Below are 18,635 nucleotides of genomic sequence, written 5' to 3' on the forward strand. Positions count from 1 at the left end.
AATTTTAAGCAATCAATATTGAAGGGGGATTAGCTCAGTTGGCTAGAGCGCTTGCCTGGCAGGCAAGAGGTCACCGGTTCGAATCCGGTATTCTCCACAACTTTAAAGCCTTCACGAAAGTGAGGGCTTTTTTCTGGTTTTATGTAAATAGTGTAATTAAAGGAATAGCGTCCCGAAGGCTTTCGGGAAGGTCACCGGTTCGAATCCGGTATTCTCCACTTAAAGCTTCCATATTGGAAGCTTTTTTTGTTTTATTTTTTTCTTATAATAATAAACTGTGCTGTAATTCCCTTTTTAAAATTTAAATATGTAGTATCAGGAACGTTGAGTTTTAAACTATTCAGAACAACAGGGTTTATTCCTCCGGCATTACCCAAACTTTCATTACCAAAAATACCATTATAATCATATAATTCTCCTGAACATTCAACATAATCCGTTGCCATATTTGGTCTGTATGGCCTAAAGGTGTATGATTCATTAATTGTATGTGTTTTATTGTTTTGTACATCAACAAAATTATCGGTATCCACGCTCCAAGTTTTACCATCATCTATGCCGTTCTCATTAATGTCAAGGCGTTCCCCTCCAACCCACATTTTCACCCTTAGTTTACCATTTACCTCTGTATCGGTAAATTGTGTACCCGTAATGTTAACAATGGTTGCTAGATATTCTGGATAGGCAACATCACAATTTCGTGATTGATATTCCGTTGCAAGAACTACATTTGCTGCAGGAAAACCTTCTTTTACATAATTTAATTTATAGGATAAAGGGGAACCGGGAGATTCTTCTGGTGAATAGTTGCCGCCAGCTGCAATATAATCATAAATTTTTTCAAGATTTCCGCCAATAGTTTGGGCCGCACTAGCACCATTGCCTCCAATTATCAATGCCTTAATGTTAGACTCTTCAAGAACATTCTTTGAATCAACATCAAGGTTAAAATCTCCTCCTTTTTCACCCGCTTCTATTGCCGCATTAAAGGCTGTTTCTACTTCCGTTATACTATAATCAGACTCCACGGTATACAATACCATACGACCGTATGTAACAGCTGAAACATAGACAGGGCTTGTGGATCCCAAACTTTCAATACTAGGAAGATCAGTAAAAAGATCGCTTGGAACTTGACCTGGGGAGTCCAAATCAATAGTAAAATATTTTTGAATAAATTTTAGCACGTACTTTTTCTTAACCGTTGTGGTATTGAAATCAAAACTACCCGAAATGTCTTTGGTTTTATCGCGATAATTTGCTCCAAGGGCTATAGATAATTGCTGTTCAGAATAGACTTGAGACTTATCAAATTCTAACTGTGCAGGAGTAGCACCTTTAACTTCAAGGTTGAGCAATTCATTAACACCAGCTCTAACCTCACTTAGCAAATTTGGGTTATTAACAGTTACACTAGTCTTTCCTTTGACATTGTTTAGCGAAATTGACATGGTAATTGGCGCACGATCCTTGTTGATCCTCGCATATTCCCCAGTAGGTATGGTTTCCCCTTTTAACATAGATCCTGGATATATGACATCGGTAGTTGGATCCAACGTGAACAATTCACTAAAACCGGGTGCTCCCTTGAATGTTTGGGTAAAGCATTCAAATTCCGTTGTTCCCTCACGTTCGGGATTGGTCGAGGCGGTCTCAACGATACTCGACTCCTCAGGTTGGTTGAATCCACTTAGATTGGCCACTGCAGAATTAAAGTCATCGGCATCATTATTGGAAAACTTTGGTGAGCTTGGGTCATCAGGAAGTACTTCATCTTTATTACATCCTACAAAGGTCAATAATATTGTACTTAACAATAGTACGCTTATGGTTTTAAAATTTAAATGATTTGTTTTCATAACTTCTTGTTTTTCAGGATTCAACATTCCAAACTTAGAGTAGAAATGATCCCATCCCTAATTTTGTCCATGGACAAAGTATGGACAAGCAACTTGGATTTCGATGAACTACACCATGGACAGCATAAAAAACCTAAAATCATAAAAAATTCAAAAACCCTTTATATTCAACGGTTTACATATTTTATTTATAGCTATGATCTCCAAGAAAGTATAACCTTTTTATGGACAAAGGATTTTTCTAGCAAAGATGCACATGTTTTATGAAGAGAATTATGATTTATCTTAGTGAAAACCAAACCATTGTAATTATGAAAATGAAAATCATTTTTTTAATAATTCTTGCAACGCCAATTTCAATTCTAGCCCAACTCCAAGGTCAAGAGAGAATAGACAGTCTTAGTCAGGTTTATGAAAAGCAATTGGGGCACAAAGAAAAAGTTGCAACACTTAAAGAATTATTTAATATGCAATTATACAATAATCAGTCAGTCGCAAAAAAAAATGCTCATATGATTTTGGAGCTGTCAAACAATACAGGTTATTCAAAGGGAATTGCCATTGGAAACTATTGCATGGGCAACTATTTTTATATAACCAATGTCAATGATTCAGCTCGAATCTATTATAGAAAAGCCATAGATTTCGCTGAAAAACTAACAGATAAATTACTTCTGACCAATTCCCTTTCCAACCTAGCACAAATTGAGGATGCCATAGGTAATTATGATTATTCCATAAAGCTTAAGGATTCAGTTTCAAATATGTACTTACAAAGCAAGAGTTATCTACAGTATGGTATATCCATAGGGGATATAGCAAATACCTATATAAATAAAGGGGATTACGAAAAAGCAATAATAGGTACGATTAAGGCATTAAAGGTTCTGGATACAATCGATAGAGAACCTTTCCGAAAAGCGGACCTATATCGACAATTAGGAAAGGTTAATTATTATCAAGGAAATTACACCAAGTCTATCGAAAACTTTAATCTGGCCTTAGGGGTGTATGAGGATACTGCCGACAATCTCTATAAAGCTTATACAATGGTGGATATTGGCAATTCTTATGTAGAAATGGAAGAACATGAAAAAGCTCTAGAATATTATCAACAAAGTAAAGCGATTAGCGAGAAATTTGGGTTTGATGATAATACTGCCAATGCCCTTGCCAATATAGGTATGGTCCTTGCAAAACAAGGTAACTATGATTTGGCAATTAAAAATTTACTGAAGTGTGTCGAAATGAATAAAACCAGCAACTCATACTTCAACATTATCAGTGCAATGGGGGAAATAGGGAATGCATATGCGATGAAAGGTGATTTTAATAAATCTATTACCTACTTGAACCGAACAATACACCTTGCTGATTCGATTAGATCCATGGATCAGTTAAAGATGGCTTTACGATATCGCTCAAAAGCTTACGAAATAGGATGGTTATTTAAAGAAGCGCTGGATGATCAGAGGCAATTTCAAATACTTAGTGACAGCCTTTTCACCTCGGAAAAGTCGAAACAAATTGAGCGGCTTCAAATATCCTACGAGACAGAAAAAAAAGAAGCAGAAATAGTACTTCAACTAGAGGAGATAAAAACACTTAATGAAAAAGCCAAAGTGGATAAATTGACCAAAGGCCTCTATGCCGGTGGAGCCATATCTGGACTGGCTCTATCAGGATTACTTTTCTTTGGGTTTCGGCAACGCATGAAGAAGAATAAGGCCGAAAGGGAAAAACAAGAGGAAATTTATAAGAAGGAAATTGAGTATAAGCAAAAAGAACTCACGAGCCAGACCTTGCATCTAGTTCAAAAGAACACGTTTATTCAAGAGTTAAAAGAGAATTTGGAGAATATAAAAAATTCGCCAGATAAATTTAAAACAGAATTTAGGCGTATTGTCATGCTATTAAAGAAAGAGAATGCTTCTGACAAAGATTGGGAGGTATTCAAAACTTATTTTTCTGAAGTGCATAACGACTTTGACCAGAAACTAAAGACTTTATCTTCTGACGTTTCAGAAAAAGAAATTCGATTAGCAGCTTTTCTCAGAATGAACCTGACCACAAAAGAAATTGCAGCCACCTTGAACGTACTACCAGATAGTATTTTAAAATCTAAATACCGCCTAAAAAAGAAACTTGGGCTAGATAAAGAAACCGATCTAAACCAATTTTTGAATTCACTTTGATTATTTACAAACGCTTACTAATACACATTAAAGTATCATCAATATTAACTGGTGGGGTTGAAATTTTGTACAAAATAATACCTGATGTAGGTGCTTTGTACTCTTTAAGTTTTTCGCCAAATTCATTTGTGGTGTAGCCTACAATATCACCTTCTTTAACGGTATCTCCCGCTTTCAGATTACTGTAGAAAAGCCCTGTTTCGGTAGCGCTTAAATAGGTTTGATTGTTGAGTTGCACAAGATTGTCACTTGGCTCGGAATCGTTATCGTACATGTTTAAATGGTCAAGCATATTATAGATTCCATTTTTTATGAAACGTACGGCATCTTTCTGAACATTGCCCAATTTGCCACTTTCAAAGCTCAAGGCTACTTTACCATCTTGGGAAGCTTGTTTAAAGACATATTTAGCAGGCTCATCGTCCCTTAAACTAAAAGGGTATGAAACTATATACTCGAACCCGCTGATCTCTGTAAGTTTCCTTGCCTTTTTAGTCTGTTCCGGATAATTGGGGTTGTCGTAGAAAAGCGCAAACGGAATTAAATCTTCATTGACACCTCCGCCATGTATATCTATAAAAACATCACTTGCGGGTATAATGTCCGTTGTTATAAAATCAGCTATTTTTTGCGTAACGCTACCGGTAGATTTTCCAGGAAACGCACCGTTTAAATTCACTTGATCATGCGGATTTACAATAGAGGTTCTCGAGAAAAAAGAGCTGGTATTTGCAATGGGTATAATAATTAAAGTACCGTTCAATTTGTCAACATCAATTTCTCTCAAGAGCTCTTGTACGCCAACAATGGGTGGATATTCAAACCCATGAACGCCGGCAACAATGGTGAAAACCGGTCCTTTATTTTTTCCCTTTAGTATAGATATGGGCAAGAAGGTTTTGTTATTTCTAGCGTCTTGAAATGCTATGCGTATGTTTTCCTTTAATGGTCTATTAGCGTTGGAGAACACATCTTTAAAAGTGTTTTGGGCTATTGCTGAGCACAGGGAAAAAGACAAGAAAAGGGTAAAGAATAGCTTTTGCATGAAACGTTTATTTTCTATGTGATGTGTATGACAAGACCAAAGTATTAAAAAGACATTATTTAATTACCTATTCAACGTTATTTCTCTTTCTAAAATAAGGTCATGTTGATACCAAATGTTAAATTTGTTATGTTAATTTAGAATAATTAAAAATAATTTGCTCTTGTCTAGGTGATGATTTAGATTTGCCGTCTATTTAAAATAAATCTAAATAAAATATAATGAAAAGAGTTATTCTGGCGGTAGGTTTTATCGGTCTAATAGTATTAGGTTGTTCATCAGATGATGATTCAACAACAGAAGTTGTAGTAGACGAAGCTATTGAGGCATCATCTGTAATAGAAAACTACGCAGATTTGGTATTGGCCAATTATCAAGCAGCTTTGGTAGATGCAGAAGCTATGAACGTAGCTATACAAACTTTTGTGGCAACACCAACAGAAGAAAATTTTGAGGCGGCCAAAGAAGCATGGTTAACTTCAAGGGAAAGCTATGGTCCTTCAGAGGCGTTTAGATTTGCAAACGGACCTATAGATACGGGTGATACCGAAGAAATTGAAGGGTATTTAAACTCTTGGCCTTTAGACGAGGCATATATTGATTATGTTGAAGGAGATGTTGATGCCGGTATTATAAACAACCTTGCAGATTTTCCAACATTGACAAAAGAAATCTTAACTGGTGAAAACGGTAATGGTGGCGAAGAAAACGTTGCTATTGGTTACCATGCCATTGAATTTTTGCTTTGGGGTCAAGATTTAACGGCACCTTCTGAGAATTTAGCAGGTCAAAGAGCATATACAGACTTTGTAGATGGTGGTACGGCTGCCAACCAAGATCGTAGAAGAGAGTATTTAGCGATCGTTGCAGATTTGTTGACGGATCACTTGCAGATTATTATTGATGAGTGGAGCGGTGACTACAGATCAACCTTTTTGGCTTTGGACGAAGATGAAGCATTGGATAACATCATCAGTAGTATAGCTGAGCTTTCTAGAAGTGAGTTGGCTATTGAGCGTATGGCAGTGGCCCTACAGAACCAAGATCAAGAAGATGAGCACTCATGTTTTAGTGATAACACCCACAGGGACATTAGATTGAATTTGGCAGGTATCGTAAACGTATACACTGGAGCTTACGGTAGTGTAGATGGTAACTCTTTACAAGATTTGATAGAAGAGGCAGATGCGGATCTTGCAACTGAACTAGATGCTTTATTGGCAACCGCGGTTACCGATGTTGATGCAACATTGGATCCATTTGATTTGGCGATCGTTGATGGTGAGTCTAGTGTAGAAGGTGCAAAGGTACAAACAGCGGTACAGGCGTTGGTTGCTTTTGGTGACAAGCTTTTAGAGGCTAAAGTTGCTTTGGGTATCAACTAAAAGAAGTCTATAGAGTTGTTATTTAAAGGATTGTGTTGTGCAATCCTCTATAGCAGAATGATAAATTAAAACTGGATTTTTTTTGAATCCAGTTTTGTCGTTATATAAAATGAACAAAATTTCAATAGGGTTTTTATGCTTACTGGGTGTGGTGGTAAGCTCATGTAGTACAGATGAGGTAATGGTTCCATTAATGGCAGAGGAAGGTGAAGAACTTTCGGGCGGTACCACATCATCAAGTAATTTTTCTGCAGAAGCCTTTGGCTTTGCTTCCCCGGATCTAACATTTGATGAGCGTGTAACCTTTGGGGTGGGCAATTCACTCTTTAACCAAAGTTGGGTAACTGCACCGGCATCTACTACTGCAAGAGATGGTCTAGGTCCTTTCTTCAATGCAAGAAATTGTTCTGGTTGCCATTTTAAGGATGGCAGGGGCAGACCACCAGTGTATGACGGCGAGTTTTCTAGCGGACTTTTACTTCGTTTGGGTATTTTGCAAACCAATGAAAATGGAGAAAACATAGGTGATCCCATTTACGGTACACAATTTCAAGACAATTCTATTTTAAGCGTAGATAAAGAAGGTACTATTATTGTTACCTATACACCATTGGTCGAAACGTATGCTGACGGTACAGAAGTAGCTTTACAGGTGCCGGAATATTCGTTTACCGGTTTAAGCTATGGGGGTTTAAGTGCAGCAACAAGAATATCGCCCAGAGTGGCCAATCAAATGATCGGTTTGGGACTTTTAGATGCTATACCGGAAGCAACGTTATTGAGCTATGCCGATCCCAATGATGCCGATGGTGATGGTATTTCAGGCAAGATCAATAGGGTCTACGATGTTGAAACGGGTACCCGTGTTGTAGGTCGTTTTGGTTGGAAAGCCAATCAGCCCAATATAAAACAACAGGTAGCCGCTGCATTTTCTGGCGACTTGGGTATAACGTCATCTCTTTTCCCTAATGAAAACTGTCCGGATCCTTTAGATTGTGATGATTACCCCAATGGTGGAACACCTGAAATTCCCGATGATAACTTAGAAAATGTCACTTTTTATGCCGCATCTTTATCCGTACCGGAAAGAAGAGATGTAGATGATCAAAATGTGTTAGAGGGTAAAGAGCTGTTTGTAAGTATAGACTGTGCCAAATGCCACATTCCAAAGTTGGAGACAGGCACTTATGAAATAGATGCCTTGGCCAACCAGACCATTCGCCCTTATACAGATATGTTGTTACATGATATGGGAGATGGGCTAGCGGACGGACTGCCAGATTTTGAGGCCAACGGAAATGAATGGAGAACACCGCCATTATGGGGCATAGGATTAATAGAAACAGTAAACGGCCATACCAATCTATTACATGATGGTAGGGCAAGAAATATAGAAGAGGCCATTTTGTGGCACGGAGGTGAAGCTTTGGCTTCAAAAGAAAAATTCAAGGAACTTTCAGCAGAAGAAAGAGATAAAATTATTCAGTTTTTGAATACACTTTAAGATTATGAAAAAGAAAATTTTAGGCATGGCGGTGATTTTGTTCGCATTTTCATGTGGTAATGATGATAGCGTAACCAATGAAGAACCCACATTATTGCCCGTTGAAGAAGGGCGTAGCCAACAGATCACAGCATTATATGACTATCAGATCAAAGTAAACCAGGCAGAACATGTGGCCGTTTTAAATAATTTGGTAACACAAAGTTTAGCTTTTGAAACTAATGCTACGGAAAGCGAGCTGGTTGCTTTGCAAGAGGCGTGGAAAACGGCATTTTTAAACTGGAAAAGCAATGAAGTATTTAACTTAGGCGCTATACAGAGCTCGTTTATCCATACCAGAATCAATCAATGGCCTACAAATTTTGAGGCTTTGGAAGAGAATATTGAAGGTGAAGAAACATTGAATAGTGCCTTTGTCTCTAGCGTAGGCGCAAATACAAAGGGCTATAGCGCCATTGAGTATTTGTTGTTTCATGATACCAATGCAAATATACTTACCGAGTTGACCATAGCTGAACATGCTGAAAGACGTATGCAGTACCTGTTGGCATTGATAGAGAATTTAGCGGAACAAGCCGTTTTTTTACAAACCTTTTGGGAAGGGGTGGAGCCTAGTTTTAAAAGCAACTTAGAGACTGGTGTCAATGGTAGTCAGAACCAAGTGGTAAATGCAATAATAGCTTCTTTAGAAGGTATGAAAGGCACCAAGATAGAAGAAGCATTAAATGCGGAAACAGATGCTGTAACCTATTTTGAAGCGTATAGGAGTAGAACTAGTAAAGAAGCCTTGATCGTAAACCTAAATACATTGTATAATAGCTATTTGGGCGAGTATGAAGGTGAATCTGGTTTTGGGTTAGACGATTATTTGATAGAGGTTTTGGACAGGCCTGAAATCGATACGGCATTGCAAGAAGCATTCGTGGTAGCTATGAACGATTTAGAGGCTATGGATGGCGCTATTGAAGATATTTTGGTGTCTGATGTTACCGCGCTTGAAACCCTTAGAACAGACCTGCAAACCATTATTGGCCTGCTTAAAACAGATTTTTCCAGTGCGGCCAGTATTGTAGTAACGTTTAATGATACGGACGGAGATTAAAAAGTATCCGTAAAGAAGATAAAACTCTCTACATAGTTAAGTAGAGCTATTATAATTGAGGTTAAAAGCAAGGAATTATCACTAAGTGCTTTTAACCTCGTTTATTTTCAGTACCTCGTACTTTGCAATGGGTATTAAAACGTCAAATTTTTATGCGGAACTCCCTATGCTGTAAATAATTGAGACATCTGCCCGTTAAGGTAGAAAACTACTCAAAACATATTGATATTCAGAAAATTATAATGAAATAGGATAATTTTATATGTGAACGGACACATAAATTAATCCTAATATCCCGAAATTGCCCATGGTACTAGCACCATAAAATTCCATAAAACATAGGGTATGAAAAAGACAGATTTTAGCGATTTAAAAGTGATATACATTAACTGTACGCTAAAGAAATCGCCACAGGAAAGTCATACTCAAAAGTTGATGGAAGTATCAAAAGCGATCATGACCAAAGAAAAGGTAAAAATAGATGAGGTTAGGCTTATAGATCATCAGGTGGCAAGTGGTGTATATCCAGATATGACAGAACATGGTTGGGATGTTGATGAATGGCCAGAAATAGCCGAGCGTATTTTAAATGCGGATATCACCATTATTGGCACACCAATTTGGCTGGGCGAAAAATCATCTGAAGCCCAAAAGCTTATTGAACGTTTGTATGCCATGAGTGGTGAGACCAACGAAAAGGGTCAGTATATATTTTATGGTAAAGTAGGGGGCTGTATTATTACCGGAAATGAAGATGGTATTAAACATTGCGCCATGGGTATTTTATATTCCATGCAACATGTGGGCTACTCTATACCGCCGCAAGCAGATAGTGGATGGATCGGTAAAGTAGGACCCGGACCAAGCTATGGCGATACCAAATGGAAAGGCGAAGACCTTAAAGAACCTGTAGGTTTTGATAGCGATTTCACCAACAGAAATACCACCTTTATGACCTATAATCTGTTACATTTAGCCAGAATGATGAAAGACAATAAAGGCTACCCCAATTACGGAAACTCTCGCACTGAATGGGACGATGGCAAGCGCTGGGAATTTGAAAATCCGGAATATAGATAGTGGTTTAGTTTATAGTAGTAAGTAAGTATCAAGTATCAAGTATTAAGTATTAAGTACGAAGTACTTAGATGTTACTTTTAAAAATAATTTACCTAATACTTTGTACTAAGAACTTTATACCATTTTTTCTCCTAACTCCTAACTCCTAACTCCTAACTCCTAACTCCTAACTCCTAACTCCTAACTCCTAACTCCTAACTCCTAACTCCTAACTTCTAACTCCTAATCACGTTATACTAAATACTTGGTACTTAAATCTTCGTACCTCGTACCATTTTCTCTTATACATTCCCTTTTTACATTAAAGGAAAATACTATCTAGTGAATTGATTACAATATACATTAATCCCAACCGGAAAGCCCAATAATTTCTCCATTGGGTCCTACAAAAAAGGTGTATTTGTCACGAGCGTAGTTTTCGTTTTCCAGTTCGTAACCTTCTTCTTTCAGCATATCACCAATAGGAGCTATATCATTTACTTTTAGCATAAAGTGGTTATGGTTGGTGTTTCCTATAGGTCCAATGGTGTCTATAAATTCTGGAGCCGTTAAAGATAGTCCAATAGTTAGATCATCTGCCTTAAGTTTCATTACCAACATACCTTCAAGTCCGGGTCCGTGAAGTACTTCGGCATCAGCCATTTTAAAACCTAATATTTCTCGATATAATTTTAGGGTTTTCTCAAGTTCCAATACATGTACACTAATGTACTTTAAACCGGTAACCCTTGCTTTTTCAGAACCTATCATTTCAATTTCGCTAGGTGAAGAATCAGATGTTTGTGCAAAGCCGTAATAGGTACTTGTTAAAACAAAAGCTATAAAGAAGCAAGTTTTACAAATTAGACGTTGTAGTTCATGGTTTTTTGTACTGTGGTTATAATCAAATTTCATAATAAATATCGTTTTGTTAAAACTATGATATTATGGATGAACCTTAAGCTCAAAATGGCTTAACAAAAACTGAACATTTACAATGCTTGTAATGAGCAAACTTAAACATAATCAAGAGAGCTTCAATAAAAACTGAACAATGAAGCTTTACATGTTCAATCTTATCTCTTGGTGAATATTTCTTTGTAAAATTACCATACTCACACGCTTTGGGATGTTCAATAAAATTCAATTATTTGAATGAAATTGGGTCTCTATATTGACCGGCAATCTACAAGGCATATAACTTAATCAACAACAAGTAATATGAAACATTGTACACTTTATTTACCACTTTTTTTCCTTGTGATTTCCTGTTCAGAGGTAAAAAATGAAGAACAAAAAAATCTAGAAGAAACATATGAGTGGGAAGAATTAATAGATGAGGATCTAACTCAGTGGGATACTTATTTAAGTTACCAACATCAACCAGGTTATGATGGTTCTGTACCCTTAGATGAAAATGGTGAAGAAATTGCCCCAATTGGGTTAAACAATAAAGATTATACGGTTTTTTCAACATTACAAGAGGGCGAAGAAACCATTATCAAGAATACGGGAGAATATTATGGTTGCCTGATAACTAAAAAGGAGTATAAGAATTATCACTTTCAATTAAAGTACAAGTGGGGAGATAAAAAATGGGCCTACCGAAAGGATCTGTTGAAAGACTCCGGAATATTATATCACTCTGTAGGGCCTATGGCTGTTGAGTACTGGCGTTCATGGATGCTTTCTCAAGAATTTCAAATAATGGAAGGGCATACAGGAGATTTTTGGAGTCAAGCTAATTCTGCAATGGATATTAGGGCATACAAACCAGAATCTGTTTTAGATCCATTGGCACATGAATCACAAGAGTATTTGCCTATTGGCATGGGTAGTCAGTACAACAATTATTGTTTACGAAGCGGTAATTATGAAAAACCCCATGACGAGTGGAACACGCTAGATCTAATATGTTACGAAGGCAAAAGCCTGCATATTGTAAACGGAGAGGTGGTCATGATTTTAAAAAATTCAAGATACATAGGTGAAAACGGTGAAAAAATACCACTGATCCAAGGAAAGATTCAATTACAGAGTGAAGCTGCAGAGTTATTTTTTAAGGACATCAAAATAAGGCAGATAGATTCGCTAACACAGCAGCAAAAGGCACTTTTTTAAACAGATCAAACAATTAATATAGCATCATATGAAATTCAACGTATTTCTAATTTTAAGTATTATTAGTGCATTTATTGCATGTTCATCAAGTTCTAGTGATGAAGAGGAAATGGTAAAAGATCCGGAAAACCCAGAACAAGTAGAGGAAAATGATGAAGACCAGGCAGATGAAATTGAACCATTTCAACTTTCTGATCTAGACCCTGATCTACCTTCTTTCGTGTCTGTTGTAGATGAAACTCCAGAAGGTATGGAGTGGGTGAAAGTAGAAGCCATGTCAGATGAGTTTGATACGTGGAACGAGGACAAGTGGTTTAATTCATTTTGGAATTACGGTAACACCCCAGTTTCTATGCGTAGTGAAAACTCTAGCGTGGTAGATGGCCAATTAAATATACAGGCCACTTTAGATGAGAACAGTTCTCAATGGTTTCAAACGGCTAGGGTACATTCTAAAACCAAAATAAGTTATCCTATGTATACAGAGTGTAGTATGAAAACTTCCAGCATTTCGGCGTTCAATACATTTTGGTTGAACAATGGCGATATCAATGATAGGGATGAGATAGATATTGTGGAAAGCAACGCAAACCCTACTCCTGAGTGTAGTGATCAATCTACCAAACCAAGTAACTATCCATGGACTCCATGGGATTTTCCTACCCAAATGAACTCACAGTATTTTATAGCTAAAAGTGGTGTTACAGAAAGGCATGAAGATAATTTTGATACTAGAATGTTATCGGATGCCAATCCTAATAAAGGAAAAACTTGGGATGAAACCTACCATATTGTTGGTGCTTGGTGGAAAGATGCCAGAACGGTTCAGTTTTATTTAAATGGAGAGCCTGCTGGTGTTGTCACTACTAACCAAGATTTCACAAGAGAATTAGAGTTGATATTTGATCTATGGACATCTGAAGAGTGTTATTTAGGAGGTTTACCACAAAAGGAAGAGTTAAATGACAATTCTAAAAACACTATGCGTGTAGATTGGGTACGTACTTGGAAACTTGAATCAAAGTAGTAATACATCAATTATTCACGTAGTGTGAAACAATGAAATAAAGAAGCAGTTTGTTAGTTTAAAATGGATTTGGGGCATGGTTAAAACCATGCCTCTTTCTATTTAAATACATTTAAGTTTTATAGATTCTTTAGATTGATGGTGAAATGGAGAAGTAGGTTTATCTTATCTTTTTCACAAGAGTTGCTTGGGTGTTTAAACAACGGGAAATATATTAAGAAAAACGAATGTTATGTTGACCCCATCTTTCTTAAAAATCGTATTACACTAAGGGAGTAGTTGTTTAATCGATATTTAATTTTGGATTATAATCATAAGAGTCGTTATTCATGTACTCTTTGATCATTTTGTATTCTTTACGAACCCTGTTGCCTTTTTCTAAAGATAAATCACATTCAAAACGAACAAAATGGTAATTAGGATATAATTGGTGGCTAATTCCCCAAGTTATCCCTTTTCCTGGGCTTGTATTTACATCGGTAAAATTCCCAGGTCGGTAAGCACCGCCACCCTTAGGAATGTTTAAACCTTGAATTTTTGGGTAAAAATTTACTCCGTCTTCAGAAAATAGAATGCTGTTTCTTTCAGGTCCTTCTGGTAATATTGCACATACACCGTTACGATAGGGCCATACCATACTGCCATGCCCGCCCATTAATACTGGGTTGTATTTAGATTTAGTATACGGACCTTTAGGGTCATTTGCAATTGCCACACCCGTAGCTAAAGGTATATCGGCATAATCTTTATTAAATTTACCCGGAGATATATTGGGGGTCCATGGTAATCGGCCATGACTTTTATAGTATAGAAAAAATTGCCCTCCTTTAACAAAAAAGGTTGGTTCATGTATTACTTCCGCATCCCAACTTTCTTCAGAACCGGGTTTTAAAATTGGTTCGTCCAAAGCTTTCCATGGTCCTGCTGCCGAGTTGCCCACAGACATACCAATTACGTTGGGCGTAAAATCTCCAGATGTTCTAAATTGTTTTGACCAGCGTGCATCTTCTATACTTTTTGCAGCTTGATAAACTAAATAGTACTTACCATCTGTAAATAAAATATCTGGATTAAAAACACTGCGGTGGTCATAGCGCCCCGCTGTGCCACGGGAAACTGCAAGTCCCTGTTCTTCCCACTTTAGCCCATCGGTAGAAGTTGCATACCAAATATCGCACAGATCCCAATGAAAAGCCCTTAGTGTATCGTTGGCATCAATAGGACCTACAACCTCACTGTTGGATTGGGGCTTAGAATACCACATATAATATTGATCGTCTGCCTTTATTATGCTAGACGGGTAATAGCGTTCAGCTCCATCTTCGAATCCTTCTATTTTTTGAAACTTAAATTGAGTATTGAACTCGTTGTACTTTTCATAAGAAATGTGGTTTTCACGAAAACGTTTATAGGAAGCACTCTCGTAAGTTTTAGGTTCCTGGTTCTGGCATGAAGTCAAATTTACCACTAATATGGCGTAAAATATCATGGTTACTACTGTGATGAAGGCTCTTCTTGTCATAAAAAAAGTAGATTTTGGTTTTATATTTGATAGGCTTTTTATGGTTATGCGCCGCACATGAAAATTCATTATATTGAAAAGGACAGTAGCTTCTTATGGCGTACTGTCCTTATCTTAACAAACTCAACAATTATTTTACTCGCCTTTGGCCCTATGTTGGGTCTTTCTTTCTGAAGTAAAGCTCATAATGCTCTGGTAATCCCAGCTATTGTACATATGAGAAAGTCCCCAACGTAATATTTCGGTAGGTTCTTTTTCATTGTCAGCTGATCTGTTTAAGCCAATGGCATGTGCGCTAACTCCGGGAATAACGGACATTATTTCAAAATTAATACCGTCTGGCGCCCATTGAATAGTATTTTTCTCTGGTCCATCTGTCGTAATTAAAGCTGCTACACCGCCATTGTATGGCCAAACACATATTTCGTGTCCGCTATTACTAATTGGATTGTAAGGAGATTTTATATATGGTCCTTCAGGTTTGTCCGCTATGGCAAGACCATGGCGTATTTGTCTACCGCCAAATGTAATTTCCTCACCCATCTGTTCACCTTTGTAGTACAGATAAAACTTACCATTAAAAGGAATAATACAAGGGTCATGAACTTTATGGCTATCAAAGTCACCTTTTCGTTCAACCGCAAATCTATCTTGTTCTTCACCTTTCCAAATACCATTATCGGCAGGACTCAAAATAGGTTCTTTGCTCTTTGTCCAAGGACCGTCTGGAGAATTGGACCAAGCCAGGCCAATTTGGTTTTTTACACGAACGGTGTAAGGAGATTTTACGGTCTGGTAGCTTAAATAATATTTGTCTTCATGTTTCATGATCTCTACGGTAAAAACAGATCGGTCATCATATGCTCCGGCTTTACCTCTAGGAACGGCTAAACCTTCTTCTTTCCAAGTTTCACCGTCTTCTGAAGTTGCATACCAAATGTCACAGCGGTCCCACGGAAATACCTTGTCGTTTTCAACGTCGCCGCCAAACCCTTGTGTTGGCCCAGTACTTTTTGAATACCATACATAGTATTTTCCATTTTCCTTTATGACGGCACTGGGATCTCTACGCACAACACCTTCTTCATAGGCTAAGTCTCCTTTTAAGGGCTTTAGATTGGAAAACTCGATAAACCATTCATTGCCTAGGTCTACGGGCCATTTTAAAGCTCTTTTAGAAGCTGAGCTCAAGTGGTTTATATCTGTAATGCCCAAGTGGTCTATCTGTTCTTGTGTTACCCCCAAAGAGTCTAAAATATTTTGGTCATATGTTGTATCCTGGGCTGTACTTTGAAGGATAAACATTGCGAAAAATAGAAAGGAATATAAGGTTGTTTTGGTTTTACTGATCATTGTATTTGTGGTTTAATTTATACGAATTTTATAGAAAGTTTGCATGGATCTTTTGGTTAAGCCGAATGATTAAATCCAGATTTTCGCTTAGTACATAATATGGATAATTGCATTTTGCAAAATGTTCATTTGTTAGGTTGTACTGCATAGATTCATGTTCAATGTTTTAAATATTTCTAATCTGTCTATTTGATTTTTTTGGCTTTTATCACATTGGTGTTTACTTTCCCCGTTTTAATTTTTTGCTTTTCAATGTGATGATCGTGATTTATGAAAAGCAACGATTACATATTGGATTAATAATTATGTTGCCATTATATTGACAAATATTAACTATATACGGGTAAAATCTTCGATTTTTTAATGAATAAAAACTGAACATTCTTAAAAACAGTCCTTATTTACATGAATTTAAGCTGAGCAAATATTATATTGATTTTCACAACTGCACTTTGCTATATGTTCAGTGCAATTTTTGACAGTGTTTAGATTTTTAAAATTGTTCAGTTAATATTTTTCACGATATGAAGACACGTATAGCATTTCAAAAACCGGCCAGTATAGTGGTACTTCTTTTTTGTTTGTGCGTAACCGCCCAACAACCTTATGGTACTAATGAGTACATAGAAAAGGCAAACCAGCTTACAGCTAAAAATTTGGATAGCGCCATCTATTATCTTAAAAAGGGTATTGTTCATTATTCAATAGAAAAGGATACCATTAATTTAATTAATAGTATTTGCCAATTGTCTGGTTTGTATGACAATGTATTGGATTATGGTAAGTCTTATGATGGGTATTGGGAGGCATTGATATTAGCCGATGAATCTAATGATGATATTTCTAAATCACGAATATATCAAGAACTGGGTTGGCTATATACCGCCTATAGAAAGGAAGAAGAATCTTTACGATACTTCAATATGTCGTTGGAGCTTAAGAAGAAACTAGTCGAGGAGAAAAAGATAAGTAGGGATTATCTGGTAAGTAACTACTTTGCCATAGTAAACTGCTATAGGGTAAATCGTAATTATGTCATGGCAAAAACATATTTGGATAGTTGTGAACTGTCATTAAAAAAGATCAGTTCAGATAAAAGATCATATTACGTAGAGACAGAAAAGGGATATTTTGATGCGGTAGCGGGTAATTATGAAAAAGCCTTGAGCAAACTGAACGAGACCAAGCTATTTTTTGAAGAGAAAAACCCTTCATATTTAACGGTGGTTCATTTCTTAATGGGAGAGGTATATAAGTTTAGGGGAGAATATGATAAAGCAATAAAAAATTACAAAGAATCGTTGAGGTTTTCAGAAATGTATAATAAACATCTGGGTTACAAACTATTCAATTATGAAGAGTTATCTAAGTTATATTATGATCAGAATAACTTTAAAGAAGCCTTTTTCTATAAAGACAAAGCACAAGCGTTAAATGAAAGCATATTTGGGAGAAAAAGTAAAAACCACAAACATTTATTTGGAATAAAAGATAGATATAGACTTCAAAAAGAAAAAGAAAAGGCATTACTAAAAGAGGTAAGAATAGAGAAGCTAGAAGACCAGAAAAGAATTGGTTTTTTACAAAATATCTTAATGGGCGTGGTAGTGGTTTTTATGTTTTTGTACGGTGTTCTGTTTTTTAGAAATCTTAGGAGAAAACATAAACTTGAAAAACAAAAGACCAATGAGGTAATGATGCTTAAAAATAGAGAGCTAACGGCATCTGCCCTTCAGTTGATTGAAAAAGAAGAATTTATTTCTAAATTAAAACAGAATATCTCTAAGAGTGATGCTGTAGATACAAAGGCCATTCATAATATGCTGAAGGGTTTTCAAAACACCCCAGGTGGTAACTGGAAAGAATTTGAAGCCAGGTTTACTTCTATTAACGAAAGTTTTTATGAAAAGATTAGGGCTAAATATCCAAATTTGGGCCAAACGGATCTAAAATTGTGTGCTTTGGTCAAGTTGGGGTTTTCCAGTAAAGAAATGTCGTCTCTGTTGGGTATTACCATTGAAAGTGTACATACCTCAAGATATAGACTTCGTAAGAAACTAAATTTGGAAAAAGGTGAAAACCTAATAGATTTTATGTCTACTATTTAATTACTGTACAAATCTCTTTTTTAAGTAATTACTGTGTAAAGTTTAAGGCTTATAACATGAACAAATTGGTGTCAACAACCAAGCTTTAGTCTTATTTAAGCAGGTTTATATCCTTGTAGTTCATTTTGGTAGTTGAATTTGGTACTTACATGCCTGATCATAGGGTAATATGGTAAGTTAAAAGTATTGTTCACAAAGATTTAATTGTTTTTGCCATCTCGCTGTAAATGACAATAGGGCAGAAAAGGTCTTTACGTACAGACACGTATTGCCGTTGGTTTTTCTAAAACCGTACCTGTAATGATGAGACTAAACATTGGCAAATAAAAAGGGCAGCCTATTTAAGGCTGCCCTT

At 36.6% G+C, this 18,635-nt stretch carries 13 protein-coding genes and 1 tRNA gene; 9 read left to right on the forward strand and 5 right to left on the reverse strand.

What is annotated here, in order from left to right; all coding sequences use genetic code 11:
* Positions 1-23 precede the first annotated feature (23 nt).
* Positions 24-97, forward strand: a tRNA-Ala gene (locus I600_RS11665).
* A gap of 154 nt (positions 98-251) precedes the next feature.
* Here I600_RS11665 and I600_RS11670 read toward each other — a convergent pair.
* Positions 252-1,859: a thiol-activated cytolysin family protein gene (locus I600_RS11670; protein ID WP_167342561.1), complete on the reverse strand. Its 1,608-nt coding sequence runs from the start codon at positions 1,857-1,859 to the stop codon at positions 252-254.
* 311 nt (positions 1,860-2,170) lie between these two features.
* Between I600_RS11670 and I600_RS11680 the strand changes: the two genes are divergently transcribed.
* The gene (locus I600_RS11680) at positions 2,171-4,054 is read left to right on the forward strand and encodes a tetratricopeptide repeat protein (protein ID WP_209439193.1); all 1,884 of its coding nucleotides are present in this window, start codon (positions 2,171-2,173) and stop codon (positions 4,052-4,054) included.
* A 4-nt stretch (positions 4,055-4,058) separates the two neighbouring features.
* On the opposite strand, the gene I600_RS11685 is transcribed toward I600_RS11680, so the two are convergent.
* Positions 4,059-5,099, reverse strand: a complete 1,041-nt coding sequence (locus I600_RS11685) for a succinylglutamate desuccinylase/aspartoacylase family protein (RefSeq protein ID WP_058104707.1) — start codon at positions 5,097-5,099, stop codon at positions 4,059-4,061.
* 221 nt (positions 5,100-5,320) lie between these two features.
* Here I600_RS11685 and I600_RS11690 point away from each other — a divergent pair, with 221 nt between their 5' ends.
* The 4 genes from I600_RS11690 to I600_RS11705 all read left to right on the forward strand — a co-directional run bounded on the left by I600_RS11690 (position 5,321) and on the right by I600_RS11705 (position 10,170).
* Entirely contained in the window at positions 5,321-6,484 is a 1,164-nt protein-coding gene (locus tag I600_RS11690) for an imelysin family protein (RefSeq protein ID WP_058104708.1), read from the forward strand.
* Positions 6,485-6,593: 109 nt separating this feature from the next.
* Positions 6,594-7,988, forward strand: coding sequence for a di-heme oxidoreductase family protein (locus tag I600_RS11695; RefSeq protein ID WP_058104709.1), 1,395 nt, complete (start codon positions 6,594-6,596; stop codon positions 7,986-7,988).
* A gap of 4 nt (positions 7,989-7,992) precedes the next feature.
* On the forward strand, positions 7,993-9,090 hold the full coding sequence (locus I600_RS11700; protein WP_058104710.1) for an imelysin family protein: 1,098 nt from the start codon (positions 7,993-7,995) through the stop codon (positions 9,088-9,090).
* Positions 9,091-9,435: 345 nt separating this feature from the next.
* Complete coding sequence (locus I600_RS11705; RefSeq protein ID WP_058104711.1) at positions 9,436-10,170, forward strand: flavodoxin family protein; 735 nt, start codon at positions 9,436-9,438, stop codon at positions 10,168-10,170.
* 342 nt (positions 10,171-10,512) lie between these two features.
* On the opposite strand, the gene I600_RS11710 is transcribed toward I600_RS11705, so the two are convergent.
* A complete protein-coding gene (locus tag I600_RS11710) occupies positions 10,513-11,064 on the reverse strand; it encodes a VOC family protein (protein ID WP_058104712.1) in 552 nt (183 codons plus the stop codon).
* A 306-nt stretch (positions 11,065-11,370) separates the two neighbouring features.
* Between I600_RS11710 and I600_RS11715 the strand changes: the two genes are divergently transcribed.
* Together I600_RS11715 and I600_RS11720 are read left to right on the forward strand one after the other, a co-directional pair.
* Positions 11,371-12,270 carry a 3-keto-disaccharide hydrolase gene (locus I600_RS11715; RefSeq protein ID WP_058104713.1) on the forward strand — a complete coding sequence of 300 codons (900 nt, stop codon included), beginning with the start codon at positions 11,371-11,373 and terminating at the stop codon, positions 12,268-12,270.
* A 28-nt stretch (positions 12,271-12,298) separates the two neighbouring features.
* Positions 12,299-13,297: a LamG domain-containing protein gene (locus I600_RS11720; RefSeq protein ID WP_058104714.1), complete on the forward strand. Its 999-nt coding sequence runs from the start codon at positions 12,299-12,301 to the stop codon at positions 13,295-13,297.
* 283 nt (positions 13,298-13,580) lie between these two features.
* On the opposite strand, the gene I600_RS11725 is transcribed toward I600_RS11720, so the two are convergent.
* Positions 13,581-14,819: a glycoside hydrolase family 117 protein gene (locus I600_RS11725; protein ID WP_167342562.1), complete on the reverse strand. Its 1,239-nt coding sequence runs from the start codon at positions 14,817-14,819 to the stop codon at positions 13,581-13,583.
* A gap of 135 nt (positions 14,820-14,954) precedes the next feature.
* Positions 14,955-16,124, reverse strand: coding sequence for a glycoside hydrolase family 117 protein (locus I600_RS11730; protein ID WP_058104716.1), 1,170 nt, complete (start codon positions 16,122-16,124; stop codon positions 14,955-14,957).
* Between the two features lie 572 nt (positions 16,125-16,696).
* Here I600_RS11730 and I600_RS11735 point away from each other — a divergent pair.
* A complete protein-coding gene (locus tag I600_RS11735) occupies positions 16,697-18,280 on the forward strand; it encodes a tetratricopeptide repeat protein (RefSeq protein WP_058104717.1) in 1,584 nt (527 codons plus the stop codon).
* Positions 18,281-18,635 lie beyond the last annotated feature (355 nt).

Source organism: Maribacter dokdonensis DSW-8 (assembly GCF_001447995.1).
Classification (GTDB): domain Bacteria; phylum Bacteroidota; class Bacteroidia; order Flavobacteriales; family Flavobacteriaceae; genus Maribacter; species Maribacter dokdonensis.

What these genes read in the sequence shown, in the direction of transcription:
- I600_RS11735 (WP_058104717.1), top strand. Translation starts at nt 16,697, where the DNA reads ATGAAGACACGTATAGCATTTCAAAAACCGGCCAGTATAGTGGTACTT.
- I600_RS11725 (WP_167342562.1), bottom strand. Translation starts at nt 14,819, where the DNA reads ATGACAAGAAGAGCCTTCATCACAGTAGTAACCATGATATTTTACGCC.
- I600_RS11720 (WP_058104714.1), top strand. Translation starts at nt 12,299, where the DNA reads ATGAAATTCAACGTATTTCTAATTTTAAGTATTATTAGTGCATTTATT.
- I600_RS11670 (WP_167342561.1), bottom strand. Translation starts at nt 1,859, where the DNA reads ATGAAAACAAATCATTTAAATTTTAAAACCATAAGCGTACTATTGTTA.
- I600_RS11685 (WP_058104707.1), bottom strand. Translation starts at nt 5,099, where the DNA reads ATGCAAAAGCTATTCTTTACCCTTTTCTTGTCTTTTTCCCTGTGCTCA.
- I600_RS11700 (WP_058104710.1), top strand. Translation starts at nt 7,993, where the DNA reads ATGAAAAAGAAAATTTTAGGCATGGCGGTGATTTTGTTCGCATTTTCA.
- I600_RS11690 (WP_058104708.1), top strand. Translation starts at nt 5,321, where the DNA reads ATGAAAAGAGTTATTCTGGCGGTAGGTTTTATCGGTCTAATAGTATTA.
- I600_RS11705 (WP_058104711.1), top strand. Translation starts at nt 9,436, where the DNA reads ATGAAAAAGACAGATTTTAGCGATTTAAAAGTGATATACATTAACTGT.
- I600_RS11715 (WP_058104713.1), top strand. Translation starts at nt 11,371, where the DNA reads ATGAAACATTGTACACTTTATTTACCACTTTTTTTCCTTGTGATTTCC.
- I600_RS11680 (WP_209439193.1), top strand. Translation starts at nt 2,171, where the DNA reads ATGAAAATGAAAATCATTTTTTTAATAATTCTTGCAACGCCAATTTCA.
- I600_RS11710 (WP_058104712.1), bottom strand. Translation starts at nt 11,064, where the DNA reads ATGAAATTTGATTATAACCACAGTACAAAAAACCATGAACTACAACGT.
- I600_RS11730 (WP_058104716.1), bottom strand. Translation starts at nt 16,124, where the DNA reads ATGTTTATCCTTCAAAGTACAGCCCAGGATACAACATATGACCAAAAT.
- I600_RS11695 (WP_058104709.1), top strand. Translation starts at nt 6,594, where the DNA reads ATGAACAAAATTTCAATAGGGTTTTTATGCTTACTGGGTGTGGTGGTA.